General features: G+C 70.6%; 21 protein-coding genes. 16 read left to right on the top strand and 5 right to left on the bottom strand.

Translation table 11 applies throughout. The features are described from left to right. The first annotated feature begins 195 nt into the window (after positions 1-195). Positions 196-1746: a threonine ammonia-lyase, biosynthetic gene (gene ilvA, locus HHL11_RS32160; protein WP_169422727.1), complete on the top strand. Its 1551-nt coding sequence runs from the start codon at positions 196-198 to the stop codon at positions 1744-1746. A gap of 7 nt (positions 1747-1753) precedes the next feature. Here ilvA and HHL11_RS32155 read toward each other — a convergent pair whose 3' ends face one another. Next, complete coding sequence (locus tag HHL11_RS32155; protein ID WP_205964800.1) at positions 1754-2341, bottom strand: type II secretion system protein N; 588 nt, start codon at positions 2339-2341, stop codon at positions 1754-1756. A gap of 21 nt (positions 2342-2362) precedes the next feature. Here HHL11_RS32155 and gspG point away from each other — a divergent pair, with 21 nt between their 5' ends. Genes gspG through gspE form a run of 10 tightly spaced genes read left to right on the top strand, consistent with a single transcriptional unit; the run spans position 2363 to position 11331 of the window. After that, positions 2363-2809, top strand: a complete 447-nt coding sequence (gspG, locus tag HHL11_RS32150; protein ID WP_169422726.1) for a type II secretion system major pseudopilin GspG — start codon at positions 2363-2365, stop codon at positions 2807-2809. After that, a complete protein-coding gene (locus HHL11_RS32145) occupies positions 2784-3233 on the top strand; it encodes a prepilin-type N-terminal cleavage/methylation domain-containing protein (protein WP_169422725.1) in 450 nt (149 codons plus the stop codon). The genes gspG and HHL11_RS32145 overlap by 26 nt, the downstream gene beginning before the upstream one ends. Next, positions 3230-3586: a type II secretion system minor pseudopilin GspI gene (gene gspI, locus HHL11_RS32140; RefSeq protein WP_169422724.1), complete on the top strand. Its 357-nt coding sequence runs from the start codon at positions 3230-3232 to the stop codon at positions 3584-3586. The genes HHL11_RS32145 and gspI overlap by 4 nt, the downstream gene beginning before the upstream one ends. Before the next feature lies 1 nt (position 3587). Further along, positions 3588-4241 carry a PulJ/GspJ family protein gene (locus HHL11_RS32135; protein ID WP_169422723.1) on the top strand — a complete coding sequence of 218 codons (654 nt, stop codon included), beginning with the start codon at positions 3588-3590 and terminating at the stop codon, positions 4239-4241. Further along, positions 4238-5209 (top strand): type II secretion system minor pseudopilin GspK, encoded by a 972-nt coding sequence (gspK, locus tag HHL11_RS32130; protein WP_169422722.1) that lies wholly within the window; start codon positions 4238-4240, stop codon positions 5207-5209. The genes HHL11_RS32135 and gspK overlap by 4 nt, the downstream gene beginning before the upstream one ends. 32 nt (positions 5210-5241) lie before the next feature. Beyond that, positions 5242-6450 (top strand): type II secretion system protein GspL, encoded by a 1209-nt coding sequence (gene gspL, locus HHL11_RS32125; protein ID WP_169422721.1) that lies wholly within the window; start codon positions 5242-5244, stop codon positions 6448-6450. Continuing rightward, positions 6447-6935: a type II secretion system protein GspM gene (gspM, locus tag HHL11_RS32120; RefSeq protein ID WP_169422720.1), complete on the top strand. Its 489-nt coding sequence runs from the start codon at positions 6447-6449 to the stop codon at positions 6933-6935. The genes gspL and gspM overlap by 4 nt, the downstream gene beginning before the upstream one ends. Continuing rightward, the gene (gene gspN / locus HHL11_RS32115; RefSeq protein WP_342593311.1) at positions 6935-7735 is read left to right on the top strand and encodes a type II secretion system protein N; all 801 of its coding nucleotides are present in this window, start codon (positions 6935-6937) and stop codon (positions 7733-7735) included. Before gspM ends, gspN begins: the two co-directional genes overlap by 1 nt. Positions 7736-7742: 7 nt before the next feature. Then, positions 7743-9923, top strand: coding sequence for a type II secretion system secretin GspD (gene gspD / locus HHL11_RS32110; RefSeq protein ID WP_169422718.1), 2181 nt, complete (start codon positions 7743-7745; stop codon positions 9921-9923). A gap of 4 nt (positions 9924-9927) precedes the next feature. Then, positions 9928-11331, top strand: a complete 1404-nt coding sequence (gene gspE / locus HHL11_RS32105; RefSeq protein WP_169422717.1) for a type II secretion system ATPase GspE — start codon at positions 9928-9930, stop codon at positions 11329-11331. Between the two features lie 34 nt (positions 11332-11365). Here the strand turns inward: gspE and HHL11_RS32100 are convergent, their stop codons facing one another. The 3 genes from HHL11_RS32100 to HHL11_RS32090 form a co-directional block, all read right to left on the bottom strand. Then, positions 11366-11557: a hypothetical protein gene (locus tag HHL11_RS32100; RefSeq protein ID WP_169422716.1), complete on the bottom strand. Its 192-nt coding sequence runs from the start codon at positions 11555-11557 to the stop codon at positions 11366-11368. A 10-nt stretch (positions 11558-11567) separates the two neighbouring features. Continuing rightward, entirely contained in the window at positions 11568-11774 is a 207-nt protein-coding gene (locus tag HHL11_RS32095) for a hypothetical protein (RefSeq protein WP_169422715.1), read from the bottom strand. A 91-nt stretch (positions 11775-11865) separates the two neighbouring features. Further along, positions 11866-12579, bottom strand: a complete 714-nt coding sequence (locus HHL11_RS32090) for a haloacid dehalogenase type II (RefSeq protein ID WP_205964799.1) — start codon at positions 12577-12579, stop codon at positions 11866-11868. 494 nt (positions 12580-13073) lie between these two features. Here HHL11_RS32090 and HHL11_RS32085 point away from each other — a divergent pair, with 494 nt between their 5' ends. The 4 genes from HHL11_RS32085 (at position 13074) to HHL11_RS32070 (ending at position 15962) form a co-directional block, all read left to right on the top strand. Next, positions 13074-13625 (top strand): hypothetical protein, encoded by a 552-nt coding sequence (locus tag HHL11_RS32085; protein ID WP_169422714.1) that lies wholly within the window; start codon positions 13074-13076, stop codon positions 13623-13625. Between the two features lie 38 nt (positions 13626-13663). Further along, complete coding sequence (locus HHL11_RS32080) at positions 13664-14452, top strand: hypothetical protein (protein ID WP_169422713.1); 789 nt, start codon at positions 13664-13666, stop codon at positions 14450-14452. Positions 14453-14480: 28 nt separating this feature from the next. Then, the gene (locus HHL11_RS32075) at positions 14481-15383 is read left to right on the top strand and encodes a dienelactone hydrolase family protein (RefSeq protein WP_169422712.1); all 903 of its coding nucleotides are present in this window, start codon (positions 14481-14483) and stop codon (positions 15381-15383) included. 117 nt (positions 15384-15500) lie between these two features. Then, on the top strand, positions 15501-15962 hold the full coding sequence (locus HHL11_RS32070; protein ID WP_342593310.1) for a protein tyrosine phosphatase: 462 nt from the start codon (positions 15501-15503) through the stop codon (positions 15960-15962). An 8-nt stretch (positions 15963-15970) separates the two neighbouring features. On the opposite strand, the gene HHL11_RS32065 is transcribed toward HHL11_RS32070, so the two are convergent. Further along, positions 15971-16408 carry a hypothetical protein gene (locus HHL11_RS32065; protein WP_169422710.1) on the bottom strand — a complete coding sequence of 146 codons (438 nt, stop codon included), beginning with the start codon at positions 16406-16408 and terminating at the stop codon, positions 15971-15973. A 58-nt stretch (positions 16409-16466) separates the two neighbouring features. On the opposite strand from HHL11_RS32065, the gene HHL11_RS32060 reads away from it, so the two are divergent. Continuing rightward, positions 16467-18029, top strand: coding sequence for a methyl-accepting chemotaxis protein (locus tag HHL11_RS32060; RefSeq protein WP_169422709.1), 1563 nt, complete (start codon positions 16467-16469; stop codon positions 18027-18029). The last annotated feature ends 73 nt before the right edge of the window (positions 18030-18102 follow it).

Genomic DNA, 18102 nt, shown 5'->3' with positions numbered 1-18102 from the left:
TGCAACCGCCGCAAGGGGTTGTGCAACGCAACAAATGCGGGGTTATACTAGGCACCAAGCATAGCGATTCCGCTAGGCACCGCCGGCCGCAGGGCTGGCGCACCGGTTGTCTCCTCCACCTCCTCCTTTGGTGGATTTAGCCCCTGGATCGCAAGGTCCGGGGGCTTTTTTCTTTCTCCTTATCATTCCCGGCAAATGACCAAGCACCTGCAGCCGGAGGACTACCTCAAGAAGATCCTCACCGCGCGCGTCTACGACGTCGCCGTCGAATCCGCCCTCGAGCCCGCACGCAACCTCAGCCGCCGCCTGCACAACAAGGTGCTGCTAAAGCGCGAAGACCAGCAGGCGGTGTTCAGCTTCAAGCTGCGCGGCGCGTACAACAAGATGGCGCACCTCACGCCGGAGCAGCTGCAGCGTGGCGTCATCTGCGCCTCGGCCGGCAACCACGCGCAGGGCGTCGCGATGGCCGCCCACAAGCTCGGCGCGCGCGCGCTGATCGTCATGCCCATCACCACGCCGCAGCTCAAGGTGGACGCCGTGAAGGCGCTGGGCGGCGAAGTGGTCCTGTTCGGCGACAGCTACTCGGACGCCGCCACGCATGCGTACGAGCTGCGCGACCAGCAGCAGCTCACCTTCGTGCACCCCTTCGACGACCCCGACGTCATCGCCGGCCAGGGCACCATCGCGATGGAGATCCTGCGCCAGCACCAGGGCCCGATCGACGCGGTGTTCGTCGCCATCGGCGGCGGCGGCCTGGTCTCCGGCGTGGCCGCGTACATCAAGGCCGTGCGTCCCGAGATCAAGGTGATCGGCGTGCAGATGAACGATTCGGACGCGATGGCGCGCTCGGTCGAGGCCAACAAGCGCGTGACCCTGCCCGACGTCGGCCTGTTCGCCGACGGCACGGCCGTCAAGCTGGTCGGCGAGGAGACCTTCCGCCTCGCGCGCGAGCTCGTCGACGAATACATGGTGGTCGACACCGACGCCGTCTGCGCCGCCATCAAGGACGTGTTCGTGGACACGCGCAGCATCGTCGAGCCGTCCGGCGCGCTGGCCGTGGCCGCGATCAAGCAGTACGTGGCGGACCGGAAGACGCGCGGCGGCACCTATGTCGCCATCCTGTGCGGCGCCAACATGAACTTCGACCGCCTGCGCTTCGTCGCCGAGCGCGCCGAGGTGGGCGAGGAGCGCGAAGCCCTGTTCGCGGTGACCATCCCCGAAGAGCGCGGCAGCTTCCGCCGCTTCTGCGAGCTGATCGGCGCGCTGCCCGGCGGCCCGCGCAACGTCACCGAGTTCAACTACCGCATCAGCGACGAGAAGACCGCGCACGTGTTCGTGGGCGTCACGACGCACGGCAAGGGCGAGTCGGCGAAGATCGCCGCCAACTTCGAGCGCCACGGCTTCGAGACGCTGGACCTCACGCACGACGAACTGGCCAAGGAGCACATCCGGCACATGGTCGGCGGCCATTCGCCGCTGGCGCACGACGAGCGCCTGCTGCGCTTCGTGTTTCCCGAGCGGCCGGGCGCGCTGCTGAAGTTCCTGTCGGCGATGAAACCCAGCTGGAACATCTCGCTGTTCCATTACCGCAACCAGGGCGCCGACTACGGCCGCACGCTGGTGGGCCTGCAGGTTCCGCAGCAGGACAACAAGGCCTTCCAGGCCTTCCTCGACGAACTCGGCTACCCGTACGTGGAGGAAACCTCCAACCCGGTGTACCGGCTGTTCCTGCGCAGCGCGCCCTGAGGGCGGCTCAGCGGGCTTCGGGAGTCGCGGCCGGCGGCGCAGCGCCCGGGATCGGCAGGTTGGCCGGACCCTCGGGCGGTGTGCCCGGCTGCACCGCCGGCGCGGTCGGCGCCATCACGGCGAACGGCGGCCGGGTCACGCTGAGCAAGGGCGCGCCCTGCGGCAGATCCAGGGTGACGGCGACGGGGCCGTCCTTCGGACCCAGCATGGCCTGCCGGCCGTGCACCGCCTGCAGCACCATGCCTTCTTCGATGAAGGCGCCCACGCGGTAGGGCCGCGCCGGCTTGCCGTCGATGGCGATCAGCGCGGCGCCGCGGCCGGTCCGCTCCGCCACCACGCCCACCAGCGCGAAGCGCGAGGCGAGCGCGGGCGCGGCCGGCCCTGCCACGGGCGCGCCGGGCAAGCCGCCCAGCAGGCGGGCGATGGCCGACGGGTCGGCGCTGCCCGGCCCGCGCGAGGACGCGGCCACCGGCGCCGCCCGATGCGGCGCCGTGCCCATTTGCAGTGCCCAGAAAGCAGCGCTGCCCGCGGCGAGCAGCCACACGCCCAGGGTGGCGCCACGCACGCCCCAGCTCGCGTCACCGGAAGTCAACATGCGGGCATTATCATTGAACGGATGTTCTCCAACTCCGTCATCCCGCGCGGGCGCAAGCTCGCCGCCGCCGGCTTCACCCTCATCGAGCTGATGGTGGTGCTGGTGATCATCGGCGTGCTGGCCGCGCTGATCGTCCCCAACGTGCTGGATCGCGCCGACGACGCGCGCGTGACCGCCGCGCACACCGACGTCAACAACCTGATGCAGGCGCTGAAGCTTTACAAGCTGGACAACCAGCGCTACCCCACGGCCGAACAGGGCCTGCAGGCGCTGGTGCAGAAGCCGGCGGCCACGCCGGTCCCGCCCAACTGGAAGCCCTACCTGGAAAAGCTGCCCAACGATCCCTGGGGCCGGCCCTACCAATACCTGAACCCGGGCGTCAAAGGCGAGATCGACGTGATGTCGCTGGGCGCCGATGGCCAGCCCGGTGGCGAGGGCAAGAATGCCGACATCGGCTCCTGGCAGTAAGCGACACCCCGGCTTTACCCTGCTGGAACTGATGGTGGTGGTCGCGATCGTGGCCGTCGCCTCCGCCGGCGTGAGCTTTGCGCTGCGCGACGCCGCGGGCCAGCCGCTGGAACGCGACGCCCAGCGCCTGGCCGCCCTGCTGGACTCGGCCCGCGCGCAATCGCGACTCACCGGCCAGCCGGTGCGCTGGATCGCGACCGAAACGGGGTTCCGCTTCGACGGCCTGCCGGCGGAAAAACTCCCACGGACGTGGCTGACGCCCGACACGCATGTGCAAGGGCCCGTCACGCAGCTCGTGCTCGGCCCCGAACCCATCATCGGCCCGCAGGCCGTGGTGCTGACCAGCGCCGACCATCCCGAACGCAGCCTGGTCGTGGCCACCGACGGCCTGCGCCCCTTCGCCGTCGGCCCCTTGCCGCAATGAAGTGCGAGCGCGGCTTCACGCTGATCGAAGTGCTGGTGGCGCTGGGCATCGTCGCCATCGCGCTCGTGGCCGGCCTGCAGGCGACTGCGGCCCTGAGCAACAACGCGCAGCGCCAGTCCAGCGTGCTGCTGGCGCAGGTCTGCGCCGAGAACGAGCTGGTGCGCCTGCGCCTGGTCGGCCAGCTGCCCAGCGTCGGCGAATCCGACGCCGCCTGCCAGCAGGCGGGCCGCGACTTCAACGTGCACGTGCGGGTCGCGCCGACGCCGAACCCCAGCTTCCGGCGCATCGACGCGCAGGTGTTCGAAGGCGCCTCGCCGGTGCTGCGCCTGTCCACCATCCAGGGAAGATATTGAGATGAAGTCGCGCGGCTTCACCCTCATCGAGCTGCTCGTGTCGCTGTTCGTCATGGCGCTGCTGGCCGCGCTCAGCTGGCGCGGGCTGGACGGCATGATGCGTTCGCGGCAGGTCACCGAGGCCTACACCGACCAGGTGATGACCTTGCAGACCGGCCTGGCGCAGTGGAACTCCGACCTCGACGCCATCACCGAATTCCCCGGCCTCACGGCCCTGGCCTGGAACGGCCGCGTGCTGCGCCTCACGCGCACCGACGCCGGCGGCGGCGCGGCCGGCGCGCGGGTCGTGGCCTGGACGGACCGCGGCGGCCAGTGGCTGCGCTGGCAATCGCCAGCGGTCACCAGCCGCGGCGCGCTCGACGCGGCCTGGCAGCAGGCGGACCTGTGGTCGCAGAACCCGAGCGACTCCATGCGGCAGAACGAGGTGGTGGTCGCGCCGCTGGAGGACTGGCAGATCTTCTACTACCGCGACGGCGCCTGGGTGAACCCGCAGTCGTCCAGCGCCACCACCAATACCACTACCAGCACCGTGCTGGCCGCGACCGCTGCCGGCACGCGCACCAGCACCCTGCCGCAGGGCGTGCGCATGGTGCTGCAACTGCCGCCAGGCCGCGCGATCAGCGGCCAGATGGTCCGCGACTGGGTGAAGAAATGAAGCGGCGCAGCACCGGCGCCGCCCTGCTGGCGGCCATGCTCACCGTGATGCTGGTGGCGACCTTCGCCGCCGCGGCGCTGTGGCAGCAGTGGCGTGGCGTGGAGGTCGAATCGGCCGAACGCACCCGGCAGCAGGCCTCGTGGATCCTGACCGGCGCGCTGGATTGGGCTCGCCTGATCCTGCGCGAGGACGCCCGCAGCACCGGCGGCGTCGACCACCTGGGCGAGCCCTGGGCGGTGCCGCTGCAGGAGTCGCGCCTGTCCACCTTCCTTTCCGCGGATTCGTCGGATGCGAGCAACGACGCCGATGCCGTGTTCCTGTCCGGCGAGATCACGGACCTGCAGTCCTTCCTGAACGTGCAGGACCTGTTCCAGGCAAGCAGCACCAACCAGGATGCGCTGGAAAGCTTCCGCCGCCTGTTCTCGCTGCTCGGCCTGCCCACGAGCGAGCTGGGCAAGCTGGCGGAGAACTTCCGTTTCGCCTCGGACATCAGCGTCGAGAACCTGTCGTCCAGCCGCGCGCCGCTCGCCCCCACGCGCGTGGAGCAGCTCACCTGGCTGGGGCTGTCGCCCGACACCGTAGCCGCGCTCCAGCCTTACATCACGCTGCTGCCGCAAACCACCACGGTGAACGTCAACACCGCCAGCGCCCAGGTGATCTACGCCGCCGCCCGCAACATCAGCCTGGCCGACGCCGAGCGCCTGGTGGCGGTGCGCCAGGGCCGTCCCTTCCGCACGACGCAGGACGTGGTCACGGTGCTGCCCGAGGTGAAGCCCGACGACCTCAAGAACCTCGGCTTCGCCACCAGCTACTTCGAAGTGCGCGGCCGCGTGCGGCAGGACGAAGTGGTGATCGAGGAGCGCTCCGTCGTCCAGCGCAATTCCACCACAGTGACCACCTTGAGCCGCGAGCGCGGCGTGCTGGATGCCACGGCGCAGTCGCTGATCCAGCAAGCGCAACGCCGGTAGTCACGCGGCATCTCTACAATCGCTCGCACTTCATGAGCACCCTCGTCGTTTCGCTGCCCCAGGAAAGCGCCACCGGCGCCACCGAATGGGCTTACGCGCTCACCGCGGACGGCCGCACGCCAGCCGACCACGGCAAGTGCGCCGCCGCCCTGCTGCCACTGCCCCGTGGCGCGGGAGCGGAGATCGTGGCCGTCGCCCCGGTGCAGGCCCTGGCCTGGCACCGCGTCGACCTGCCCAAGGGCGTGGGCCCGGGCTCGCCGCGCCTGCGCGCCGCGCTCGAGGGCCTGCTGGAAGAGCGGCTGCTCGACGAACCGGAAGCGCTGCACCTGGCTCTGCAGCCGGGCGCGCGCGGCGGCGAGCCAGCCTGGATCGCGGTGTGCGACCGGGCCTGGCTGCGCACCGCGCTGCAGGCGCTGGAAGGTGCTGGCCGCACCGTCACCCGCATCGTTCCCGAATTCGCGCCGGAGGGCGAGCCGCTGCTGGCCGTGATCGGCGACGCGCAGCAGCCGCTGGCCGTCGCCGTGAGCCCCGATGCCGTGGTCGCCCTGCCGCTGAGCCAGGCCACCTTGCCACTGTTGCCGCAGTTGCCCGACGAGGCACCGCGCCTGGCCGAACCGGCGGTGGCCGCGGTCGCCGAGCAGCTGCTGTCGGTGCGGCCCGAACTGCAGCAGGCCCCGCAGCGCTGGTTGAACGCCGCGCGCACCCGCTGGGACCTGGGGCAGTTCGAGTTCGCCAACTCCAGCCGCGCCCGCGCCGCGAAGAAGCTGGCCGCCGGCTGGAACGGCTTCCTGCGCGCGCCCGCCTGGCGGCCCGCACGCTGGGGCATCGCCACGCTGGTCGTCCTGAACCTGATTGGGCTGAACGCATGGGCGTGGAAGGAACGCGCCAGCCTGGACGCCAAGCGCGAAACCGTGCGCCGCACGCTGACCGACACCTTTCCGCAGGTGAAGCTGGTGATCGACGCGCCGCGCCAGATGGAGCGCGAAGTCGCGACCCTGCGCCAGCTGACCGGCACCGCCTCGCCGCGCGACCTGGACGCGCTGCTGGCGGCGCTGGCCGAGGCCCTGCCCGCCGGCCGCACGCCCGGCACCCTGGAATACAGCGGCACCGAACTGCGCGCCGGCGGCCTCGGCCTGTCCGGCGACGAGCTGCGCGAAGTCGCCACACGCCTGAAGCCGCTCGGCTACGTGGCGACGACCAGCGGCAACAACCTCGTGCTGGCGGTGGAGGATGTGCGATGAAGGCCGATGCCCTGAAGCCCCTGAAGGCCCGCTTCGCCACGCTGGCGCCGCGCGAGCAGGCGATGGTGGCCGCGGCCGGCGCGGTCGTCCTGCTGGCGCTGCTGTGGTGGCTGGCGCTGGCGCCGGCGCTCGCCACGCTGCGCGCCGCCGAGGGCCAGCACCGGCTGCTGGACGCGCAGCTGCAGCAGATGCAGCGCCTGCAGGCTCAGGCCAAGGCGATGCAGGCGCAGCCGAAGCTCGACCCCGACCAAGCCATGCGCCAGCTGGAAGACGCCATCCGCCAGCAGCTGGGCGTGAGCGCGCGCTACAGCATCGCCGGCGACCGCGTCACCGTCACGCTGACCAACACGCAGGCGCCGGCGCTGGCGCAATGGCTCACGCAGGTGCGCACCAACGCCCGCGCCCTCCCCGGCGAAGCGCGCCTCACGCGCAATGCCGCCGGCGGCTGGGACGGCACGCTGGTGCTGACCCTGCCCCCCCGATAGTGGCGCGCTCCCCGCGTCCGCGCGCAGCCCGTGAGGCGGCACCCTGGCTCTGGGCGGCGGCCGGCGCCGTACTGGGCCTGCTGCTCGCGGTGACCCTGTTCGCACCGGCCCGCTGGCTCGCCGCCGCGGTGGGCAACGCCACCGGCGGCCAGCTGCTGCTGGACGACCCGCGCGGCACCGTCTGGAACGGCTCGGCGCAGCTGGTGCTGACCGGCGGCGCCGGCAGCCACGACGCCGCGGCGCTGCCCGGACGCCTGCAGTGGAGCCTGGGCCCCCGCATCGATGGCGTCGCCGCCCGCCTGCGGGCCGACTGCTGCATGGACCGCCCGCTGGAGGTGCAGGCCCACCTGCGCTGGGGCGGCATGCGGGTGGACGTGGCCGACGGCGTTTCGCAGTGGCCGGCCAGCGTCGTCGCCGGCCTGGGCACGCCCTTCAACACTTTGCAATTCGACGGCGACCTGCGGCTTTCCACGCAGGGCCTTTCAGTAGAATGGGCCGCCGGCCGTCCGCAGGTGAGAGGGCGGGCCGAGTTGCTGGCGTTGCGCCTTGCGTCGCGCCTCTCTACCCTGAGGCCCATGGGCAGCTACCGCATCACATTGCAAGGGGGCACGCCCGCCACGCTGCGGCTGGAGACCCTCGAAGGCAGCCTCCAGCTGGCCGGCAGCGGCCAGTGGGTGGGCTCCCGCCTGCATTTCCGCGGCGAAGCCAGCGCCGCCCCGGAACGCGAAGCCGCGCTCGCGAACCTCCTGAACATCATCGGCCGCCGCACCGGGCCGCGCTCCATCATCTCCATCGGTTAACGAACACATGAAGTACCGCCTTGCCGCCGCCACGCTCAGCGCCTTGCTGGTGCTCGCCGGCGTGCCGCTCGCCTCGTACGCGCAGCAGCGCGCCGCCGAACCGATCACGCTGAACTTCGTCAACGCGGAGATCGACGCCGTGGCGCGCACGATGGCCGCCATCACCGGCCGCAACATCGTCGTGGACCCGCGCGTGAAGGGCACCATCACGCTATCGACCGACCGGCCGGTGACGCCGCAGGCCGCGTTCAACCAGTTCGTGGCGACCTTGCGCCTCTCGGGCTACACGGTCGTCGAATCCGGCGGCCTGCTGAAGGTGGTGCCGGAAGCCGAGGCCAAGCTGCAGGGCGGCCCGGTGTCGGTGGAGACGCCCGCCACCGGCAACCAGATCGTCACGCAGATCTTCCGCCTGAACTACGAGAACGCGGCCAACCTGGTGCCGATCCTGCGCCCGCTGATCAGCCCCAACAACACGATCAACGTGAACCCCGGCAACAACTCGCTGGTGATCACGGACTACGCCGACAACCTGCAGCGCCTGGGCCGCATCGTCGCAGCGCTGGACATCTCCAATGCCACCGACGTCGAGGTGATCAACCTCAAGTACGCGCTGGCCTCCGACCTGCAGCCCGTGGTGCAGCGCCTGATCGACGCCTCCACGGCGACCGGCGGGGCCGTGCCCGGCCAGCCGGCGGCGGCGCAAAGCCAGTCCGAGGGCGCCTTCCGCACCACGGTGATCGCCGAGCCGCGCAGCAATTCGCTGCTGGTGCGCGCCGCCAACCCGGCGCGCCTGGGCCTGGTGCGCGCAGTGATCGCGCGCCTCGACCAGCCCACCGGCGGCGGCGAGCTGGGCAACATCCACGTGGTCTACCTGCGCAATGCCGACGCGCTGAAGATGGCCGTGGTGCTGCGCGCCTCGCTGGCCAGCCTGGCGCCAGCCGGGAACCAGCCCACCGGCGGCAACATCGCGGGCGCCGTCGCCAGCGCGGCGCAGACCCCGGTGATCACCAGCGGCCTCAGCGGCGCAGGCAGCGGCACGGGCACCAGCGCCGCCACGGCCCCGATCACGCCTTCGGCGCAGCCCTCCGTCGGCGGCGCCATCCAGGCCGACCCGGCCACCAACTCGCTGATCATCACCGCGCCCGAGCCGCAGTACCGCCAGCTGCGCGCCGTGATCGACCAGCTCGATGGCCGCCGCGCGCAGGTGCTGGTGGAAGGCCTGATCGTCGAAGTCAACTCCGACAAGGTCGCCGAGTTCGGCATCCAGTGGCAGAACGTGCTGGGCACCGCCTCCAGCAGCGTGATCGGCTTCCTGGGCAGCAACTTCAACACGCTGGGCACCACCAGCAACATCATCAACCTCGCCACCCAGACCGGCATCAGCAGCGGCAACATCACGCAGCCGAACACCGGCTTCAACGTTGGCGCGGTCCGCAACGTGGGCGGCAAGTACATCCTGAGCGCGATCGCCAACTTCTTCGAAAGCACCGGCGACGGCAACGTGCTGTCCACGCCCAACCTGCTGACGATGGACAACGAGGAAGCCAAGATCGTCATCGGCGAGAACGTCCCCTTCGTGACCGGCCAGTTCACCAACACCGGCGCCTCGAACGGCTCCGTCAACCCGTTCACGACCGTCGAACGCAAGGACGTCGGCCTGACGCTGCGCGTGAAGCCGCAGATCAACGAGAACGGCAACGTGCGCCTGACGATCTACCAGGAAAATTCGGCGGTGAAGGCCGGCACCGAGAGCAACTCGAACGGGCCGACCACCACCAAGCAGACGATCGAAACGAACGTGCTGGTGGACGATGGCCAGATCGTGGTGATCGGCGGCCTGCTGAAGGACCAGTACTCCGGGACCAACGACAAGGTACCCGGCCTGGGCGACGTCCCCGGCCTCGGCGCGCTGTTCCGCTCCGACAGCCGCTCGCGCTCCAAGAGCAACCTGATGGTGTTCCTGCGGCCGGTGGTGGTGCGCGACAACGGCGCGTCCGACGCGCTGTCCCTGGACCGCTACGAGCTGATGCGCACCAAGCAGCAGAACGTGCAGCCTGCGCCCAGCAGCCTCCTCAAGAACGTGACCGACGCCCCCGTGATGCCCGACCTGGCCAAGCCGGTCCCGCCGGGCAACACCTGGTCGCCGCTGGTGCAGCCGCCCGCCACCACCGCGCCCAGCGTGCGCTGACGCGATGCGCTACCCGCTTCCCTACGCCTTCGCGCGCAGCCAGCAACTGCTGCTGGAAGACGACGGCGAGCAGCTGGTGCTGTGGCACGCCGGCGCGCCGGCCCCGGTGTGGACCGAGGTCATGCGCAAGTACCAGGTGCGCAACCTGCAGCAGCTGGACCCGACCGCGCTGGCGCAGCGCATCAGCGCCGCCTACGCGCAGGGCGAGTCGAGCGCCGCCACCGTGGTGAGCGAGGTGCAGAACGACGCGGACCTGTCGCGGATCATGCAGGAGCTGCCGGCGGTGGAAGACCTGCTGGAGGCCAGCGACGACGCGCCGATCATCCGCATGCTCAACGCGCTGCTGACGCAGGCCGCGCGCGATGGCGCCAGCGACATCCACATCGAACCCTACGAGCGGCATTCGTCCGTGCGGTTCCGCGTCGACGGCGCGCTGCGCGAAGTGGTGCAGCCCAATCGCGCGCTGCACGCGGCGCTGATCTCGCGCCTGAAGATCATGGCGGAGCTCGACATCTCCGAGAAGCGCCTGCCGCAGGACGGCCGCATTTCGCTGCGCATCGGCACGCGCGCTGTGGACGTGCGCGTCTCGACGCTGCCTTCCGCGCACGGCGAGCGCGCCGTGCTGCGCTTGTTGGACAAGAGCGAAAGCCGCATCAGCCTGGAGTCGGTGGGCATGACCGGCGTCACGCTGGAGCGCTTCCTGTCGCTGATCGGCCAGCCGCACGGCATCATCCTCGTCACCGGCCCCACCGGCTCGGGCAAGACGACGACGCTGTACGCGGCGCTGTCGCGGCTGGACGCTTCGACCAGCAACATCATGACGGTGGAAGACCCGATCGAATACGAGCTGCCCGGCATCGGCCAGACGCAGGTCAACCCGAAGATCGACCTCGATTTCGCCAAGGCCCTGCGCGCCATCCTGCGCCAGGACCCGGACGTCATCATGATCGGCGAAATCCGCGACTACGAAACCGCGCAGATCGCCATCCAGGCCTCGCTGACCGGCCACCTGGTGCTGGCCACCCTGCACACCAACGATGCCTCGTCGGCGGTCACGCGGTTGACCGACATGGGCGTCGAGCCCTTCCTGCTGTCCTCGTCCCTGCTGGGCGTGCTGGCGCAGCGCCTGGTGCGCAAGCTGTGCGAGTACTGCAAGGTCGAAGTGGAAGGCGTGGCGCGCGGCTGCGCGCATTGCGGCTACACGGGCTACCACGGCCGCGTCGGCATCTTCGAGATGCTGATCGCGGACGAGAAGACCCGCGGCCTGATCCACAACCGCGCCGCCGAATCCGAGATCCGCGACACCGCGCTCGCGCATGGGATGCGCCTGATGCGCGAAGACGGCGAACGGCTGGTGCGCGAGGGCGTGACCTCGCGCGAGGAAGTGCTGCGCGTGACGCGCGACTGATCCAGTCGTCCCGGACCCGATCCGGGATCCAGCTCTACTCCACCCGCTCCGGCTCGTGCTGCGGCTCGGGCTCCTTGATCGGCACCTGCGGACCGCGCTCCTCCTCGATCGGCGGCACCACCGGCTGGTCCTGGGGCATGGGCGGCACGGGCTGCGGCTGCTGCGCCTGCAGCTTGGGCTGCGCCCTGGCCGGCACGGGCTGGAACTTCGCCTTGAACATCACCATGGCGAAGCCCTCAATCCGGTGTCTGCACGAAGTCGGTGTGGCCGCCGACGCCGGGTTGCTTCTTCTCCTGCGACTCCGCCTTCTCGTCGTGCGTGGGCTGGTTGGGCACGAGCTCGCGCGGGTCCTCGTCCGCCTGGGGTTTCGGCTGCGGGATGCGGCCGCGCTCGGGCTGGGGATGCGCCAGCCCGTGGTCGATGGGGGTGCGATCTTCGGGCATGGATGCCTCCTTTCAGTTTGATCCTGCGCGCGGCCGGGGTAGCCGGTTGTCGGCTTGGGACCACATCTCGCGTGCGGAATGCGGCCGGCGTCTACAACCCGAGCTGTGCCGCCAGGTCCGCGAAGTCCCGGCAATGCAGGTCGTTCCCCGGCCGTGGGGAAACGTCCTTCGGATGCGCCGCACCGAACTCCAGCGGCCGCTCGATGTAGGCGGTGCGCAGCCCGCAGGCACGGGCGCCTGCCAGGTCGTCATGGTGCGCTGCCACCAGCATCACCCGCTCCGGCGGCAGGTCGAACACCTTCGCCACGCCGAGATAGGTGGCCGGGTCCGGCTTGTAGGCACGAAACACCTCGGCCGACAGCACGCAATCCCAGGGCAGCCCGGCGCGCCTGGCCATGCGCGTCAGCAGGCCGATGTTGCCGTTGGAAAGCGGAGTGAGCAGGTAGCGCGGCTTCAGCCGCTGCAGCGCCGCCACCACCTCCGGCCAGGGAGCCAGCCGGTGCCACGCGCGATTGAGTTCGGCCCGTTGCGCTTCGTCCAGGTGCGCCAGGCCGAAGCGGGGCAGCACGTCGTCCAGGATCATGCGATGCAGGTCGTCGATGAGCGTCCAGCCCAGCTCGCCGGACATCACCCGCGCCATCGCCGGCCGGTAGCCTTCGCGCCAGGCGCGGGCGAAGGCATCGCCATCGACAGCGGGCGCCAGCTGCGCCAGCTCGCGCACGATGCTGCCGTGCCAGTCGACGACCGTGCCGAACACGTCGAAGGCCAGCACCTCGATGCGGTTCGCTTCCTGCCAGAGAGCCATGGCGTCATCCCCCAAAAAAAAGCCGCACCAGATGGTGCGGCATGCCTGCATTCCTTTTTATGACTGCTTATCCCGGAGTCCCTAGTGCCATGGCGGCCACCACCGCCCACAGCGTCCCCAGCAGCATCAGCCACAAGCCCGGACGCCCTTCCCGCGAAAACAATACGAAGCAGGTCGCGCGCCTCGAGAGCTCGGATACCCGCCCTTCGTTGCAATTTGCCCACCACTCGTTCACGCCTGTCTCCCAACGACGAATGCACTACCTTGCGAAGTGTGTCAAGCGCCGTTGCCAACTTTGTAGGCGATGGCGCGCAGGGCATGTGGGACGAAGGGACGACCGGAGCGGCCCGACGGATGGACGGCGGCAGCCGCGGGAAAAGCCCGCCCGCCCTCTAGGCAAGGGGCTTAGCGCGGCCGCCCGCCCTGCGGTTGCGCCTCCGCAGGGTGGCGCGCATACTCTGCCGCTCCAACCCGGCGGCTGGAGAGGCGAGGCCATGGCATTGACGAACCATCCGGCGAGCCTGCAGGCGGAGCTGCGAGCGCGCGACGCCCGCGCGGCGACGCTGTCGTACACCGTGCACAACCAGGGCGGCACCGAGCTGTTCCTGTTCAACCGCATGTACGCCGCGGTCGACGCGAGCGGCCGCCACGTGCTCGATCGCGACCTGTGCAACATCGAGGCGGATGACGCCGGCATCGTCATCAGCAAGAAGATCCCCGCGCTGCGCGCCAGCCAGGCAGCTGCACTGCGCAACCTGCCCTGCGTTACGGTGGTCGCGCCCGGCGCCTCGTTCATCGAGACCCTGACGCTGGCACTGCCCCTTCTCCCATGGACCCCTCACGCCGAGCCGCCGGCGCGGCAGAATCCCCAGCTGTTGCCGGTGGTGTTCGAGCTGGGCTTCACCGGCGTCGCAGGCACGCGCGCGCAGGCGCGGCCCGTGCGCACCACGCTGGGCGAAGCGCTGCGGCTGCCCGACTTCGGCATCGAGGGGCAGCTGCTGGTGCGCTCGCCGCGGCTTGGCAACCTGCCGGTGTTCCGGGGGTAGGCAGGATTCGATTTTTGACCACGAAGAAGGGAGTCTCGATGAGATACGGCGGACTGGCCGGCGCTGCAGCGCTGGCGCTGGCGGTGGCGGGCTGCAGCGGCGGCGGCGGCAATCCGGGCGAATGCTTCGGGAGTGCCGAGGTCTGTGGCGGCGTGCAGCCTGCGCCGCCGACGCCCTCGGGCAGCCCGGTGGGCCTCTACAAGGGCTTCACCAACACCAATCGTGTCGTCTATGCGCTGGTTCTGTCCACGCCCGAGATCTGGTTGCTGTCCAGCCTTTCCGGCACCAACGTGCCGACGGGAGCCGACCGCGGCACCTGGACCGCCACCGACACGACGCTCAGCTCCACCGACCTCGCCGACTTCAGCACGGACACCACCACGGTGGGCATCGGCAACCTCGACGCCACCTTCGTCTCCGGGTCCCGGCTCACGGGCAGCGTCGTCGCGCCGGGCCAATCCTTCACCTTCACCACCACCTACCAGACCGGCTTCACGACGCAAGGCACCCTGGCCGCGGTGGCCGGCAGCTACACCGGCAGCGCCGTGATGCCGGGCGCCACCGACGTGGCGACGGCGACGGTCACGAGCGACGGCGTCGTGACGGGCAGCACCGTGCGCGGCTGCAATTTCAGCGGCCAGTTGCTGACCAGCCCCGGCATCAGCACGTACACGGCGAGCCTCAGCTTCACCGGCGTGGGCTGCCCGCAGAACCCGACACCGCTCACCGCCGGCAGCGGCGTCGCCATCCTCGATGGCTCGCAGCTGAACCTGGCCGTGTTCAACGCGGCCCGGACGCAGGGCTTCGCCTTCTCCGGCGGCCGTTGATCCGCCCTCGCTTTCTCAAGGACGCCCCATGCCGTCTCGCCTGACCGCCCAGGATTTCGACCAGGAACTCCTGGTTCTCTTCGACGCCTACGTCCACGGCGGCATCGACCGCCGCGGCTTCCTGGACAAGGCGCAGCGCTTCGCCAAGGCGGGCATGACCGCGGCCGGCCTGCTGGCGGCGCTCAGCCCCGACTTCGCCGCCGGCCAGCAGGTCAAGCCCGAAGACGCGCGGTTGAAGACGCAATGGGTGACCGTCCCCTCGCCCGCGGGCAACGGCCAGGTGCGCGGCTACCTGGCGCGGCCGGCTGCCGCCGGCGCGGCGCGCCTGCCGGCCGTCCTGGTGATCCACGAGAACCGCGGCCTGAACCCGCACATCGAGGACATCGCGCGCCGGCTGGCGCTGGATGGCTTCATGGCCTTCGCGCCGGACGCGCTGACGCCGCTGGGCGGCTACCCCGGCGACGAGGACAAGGCGCGCGAGGCTTTCGCGAAACTCGATCAGGCGAAGACCCGCGAGGACTTCCTTGCCGCGGCGGCCTGGCTGCGCGCCCGCCCGGACGGCAACGGCAAGATGGGCGCCGTGGGCTTCTGCTATGGAGGCGGCATCGTGCATTGGCTGGCCACGCGCCTGCCGGACCTGAATGCGGCCGTGCCCTTCTACGGCAACGTGCCGCCGGCGGAAGACGCGGCCAAGGTGAGGGCGCCGCTGCTGGTCAACCTGGCGGGTACGGACGAGCGCATCAACGCCGCCTGGCCGGCCTACGAGGCCGCGCTGAAGGCCGCCAGCGTGCACTTCCAGGTGTTCCAGTACGCCGGCACGCAGCATGGCTTCAACAACGACACCACGCCGCGCTACGACGCCGCCGCGGCGAAGCTGGCCTGGGACCGGACCATCGCTTTCTTCAAGGCCAATCTCGGGACCGCGGCCTAGCGCAAAGGGCAACCACGTCGACCCGGGCTGGGCCACAATGGTCGAAACGACTAGGCCAGCTACAACATGGATTCGAGGCCGGTTCCTGATGGAGGACCGCAGGCCGCAGTACTGTTCGTGTCCCGGCGGAACAACCTGCGCAGCGTGCTCGCCCACGCCTGCCTGCGGCATGTCGCACCAGCGCGCTTCAGCGTGGCGTCCTGCGGCGTTCCCGGCCTGCTGGCGCCCATCCATCCCGCCGCCGCGCGCGTGCTGGCGGACGCTCGCATCGCACTCCCGCCGCCGCCGCAACACGACTGGCGGGCCTTCCTGCGCGCCGGTGCGCCTCGCGTCGACATCGTGATCCTGCTGGACCCGCTGGCGGACGTCGACGTGCCGCGCTGGCCAGGCCAGCCCGATACCGCGCTATGGAGCTATCCCGATCTCGGCGCCCGTGGCGACGCGCTCGCGCCGGCGGAAGTGTGGCAGCTGCTGCACTCGCTGCGGCGGCGTCTCGAGATCCTCGCCAACCTGCCGATGCGCGGCGTCGACCGCGCGGAACTGCGCAGCGACCTGCGCGATATCGCGCACTCCTGGTGAGGCGCTGATCAGGCGAGCGCGGCCCTTCGCCGCGCGGCCACCGCCCGCCCCAGGCAGCGCGCCGCGGCCGCGCGCGTGTCGGCATCGGCATGCAGCGCAATCTCGTGGGCCAGGTCGTTCAACATCTCGGCGGCCAGCAGCGGCTCGCCGAAGGGCGCGCGCAGCTGGCGCCGCAACAGGCGCAGCGCTGCGGCGGCCGCCCGGAACTCCCGCTGGATCAGCCGCTGCGGATGCCGCGCCAGCACGTGCGACAGGCCGGAGGCCAGCAGGTTGTAGTCGCGCCGGGCGTCGATCGCGGGCGCTTGCGAATCGGGCGACTGCGAAGCGCGGAAGCCGAACACGGCGAACGAACGGAACGGTGACAACTGGGGCAGGTGCACGGAGTCGTGGAGAGCCGGAAAGCGCTCGATGATGGACGCGCCTCGTGACGGGTGCGTGACGGACAAAGCCGCATCCGGCAGCGCTGCACGACTGTCACAAATCCTCACTAAGGTGGGCGGTCCTATGCGTCCTCCGACCCGCCACCGCAACGTCCTCGGGCGCCTGCTCGCCGCCTGCTTTTCCGCGCTCGTCGTGCTCGCGGTGCTGGGCGCGACCCTGGGCTCCACCGCGCTGCTGCGCATCGATGCCGCGACCCGCGCGGTCGTCGACCAGCGTCTCGCCTGCGAGCGGCTCGCCGCCGAGGTGTACCGGCTGGTCTCGCTTTCGGCGGAGCGCTACAAGGCGATGTCCCTGAGTTCCGAGCCGGGCGTGCAGGAGGCCTTGACCGCCGACGCGCGCGCCACGCAGAAGCAGTACCGCACCTTGCTCGCCCAGCTGGATGGCACGAGCGCCGAAGACGAGACACGCGAACGCCTGGTCGCCGTCACTGCCGCCGACGCCGCTTTCCAGCAGGCCGTGCAGGGCCTGTCCAAAGCCGTCGACACCAACATGACCGAGACCATCCGCAAGGAATACGGCGCGCGCTTCCAGCCCGCGGCGCAGGCGCTGCTGCAGGCGGTGGACGCGCTGCAGGCGACGCAGCGCCAGGCGATCGACGCCAGCGCCGCGGCCATCCACCGCAGCAGCGTGCAGGCGCGCTGGGCGCTGGTGGCGTTCGCGCTGGCCGCCATGGTGGTCAGCGCCGTGCTGGTGCGCTGGCTGTCGAAGCGCATCTCGCATCCGATCTCGTTCGCCAGCCAGACGGCGGCGCGGGTGGCGGACTTCGACCTCGCCCACGACATCCGCGGCCACTCGCGCGACGAGGCGGGCCGCCTGCTCGCCGCGCTGTCGCAGATGCAGGAGAACCTGCGCGGGCTGGTCGGCGACGTGAGCGGTTCCGCGCGCGACCTGCACCTGGCCGCGAGCGAGATGGCGCAAGGCAACGAGGACCTGTCGGAGCGCACCGAGGACACGGCGGCCAGCCTCGACCGGACGGCCGCCGCGCTGGAGCAGATCACGTGCACGCTGAACGAGTCTGCCCGCGCGCTGGCCGGCGTGCGGCAGCTGGCGGCTGGCGCCGCGACGGATGCCGTGGCTGGCGGCGAGCTGGTGGGACAGCTCGTGCAGCGCATGCACGCGATCCAGGACGAGTCCCGGCGCGTGACCGAGATCGTGGGCCTGATCGACGGCATCGCCTTCCAGACCAACCTGCTCGCGCTCAACGCCGCGGTTGAAGCAGCACGCGCCGGCGAGCACGGCCGCGGCTTCGCTGTGGTGGCGGCGGAAGTGCGGCAGCTCGCGATGCGGGCTGCCGCGGCCGCGCGCGACGTGAAGACGCGGGTGGCCGGCTCCATGCAATCGGTGCAGGACGGCACGGCGGTGGCCGGACGCGCGGGCGACACCGTGGCGGGCGTGGTGCGCTCGATCCAGTCGGTGTCGCAGACGGTGCACGAACTGGCCACTGCCACGCAGGCGCAAGGCGCCGGCATCTCGCAGGTGAACGACGCCGTCCTGCAGGTGAGCGAAGCGACGCAACGCAATGCGGCGCTCGTGGTGCAATCGTCCGCCGCGTCGCAGCGCCTGACGCAGCAGGCGCAGGCGTTGAAGGGTTTGATCAGCCGCTTCGTGCTGCCGGCCGGAGCTTGACGGTCAGCTGCCGGTCAGCAGGCATGCGCGGCAGTAGCACCTTGGTCCAATTGAGCGAGCGATCGGACGGCAC

The organism is Ramlibacter agri (genome assembly GCF_012927085.1).
Classification (GTDB): domain Bacteria; phylum Pseudomonadota; class Gammaproteobacteria; order Burkholderiales; family Burkholderiaceae_C; genus Ramlibacter; species Ramlibacter agri.
The sequence above is the reverse complement of the archived record's forward strand: the minus strand, read 5'-3'. Positions and strand labels throughout refer to the sequence as shown.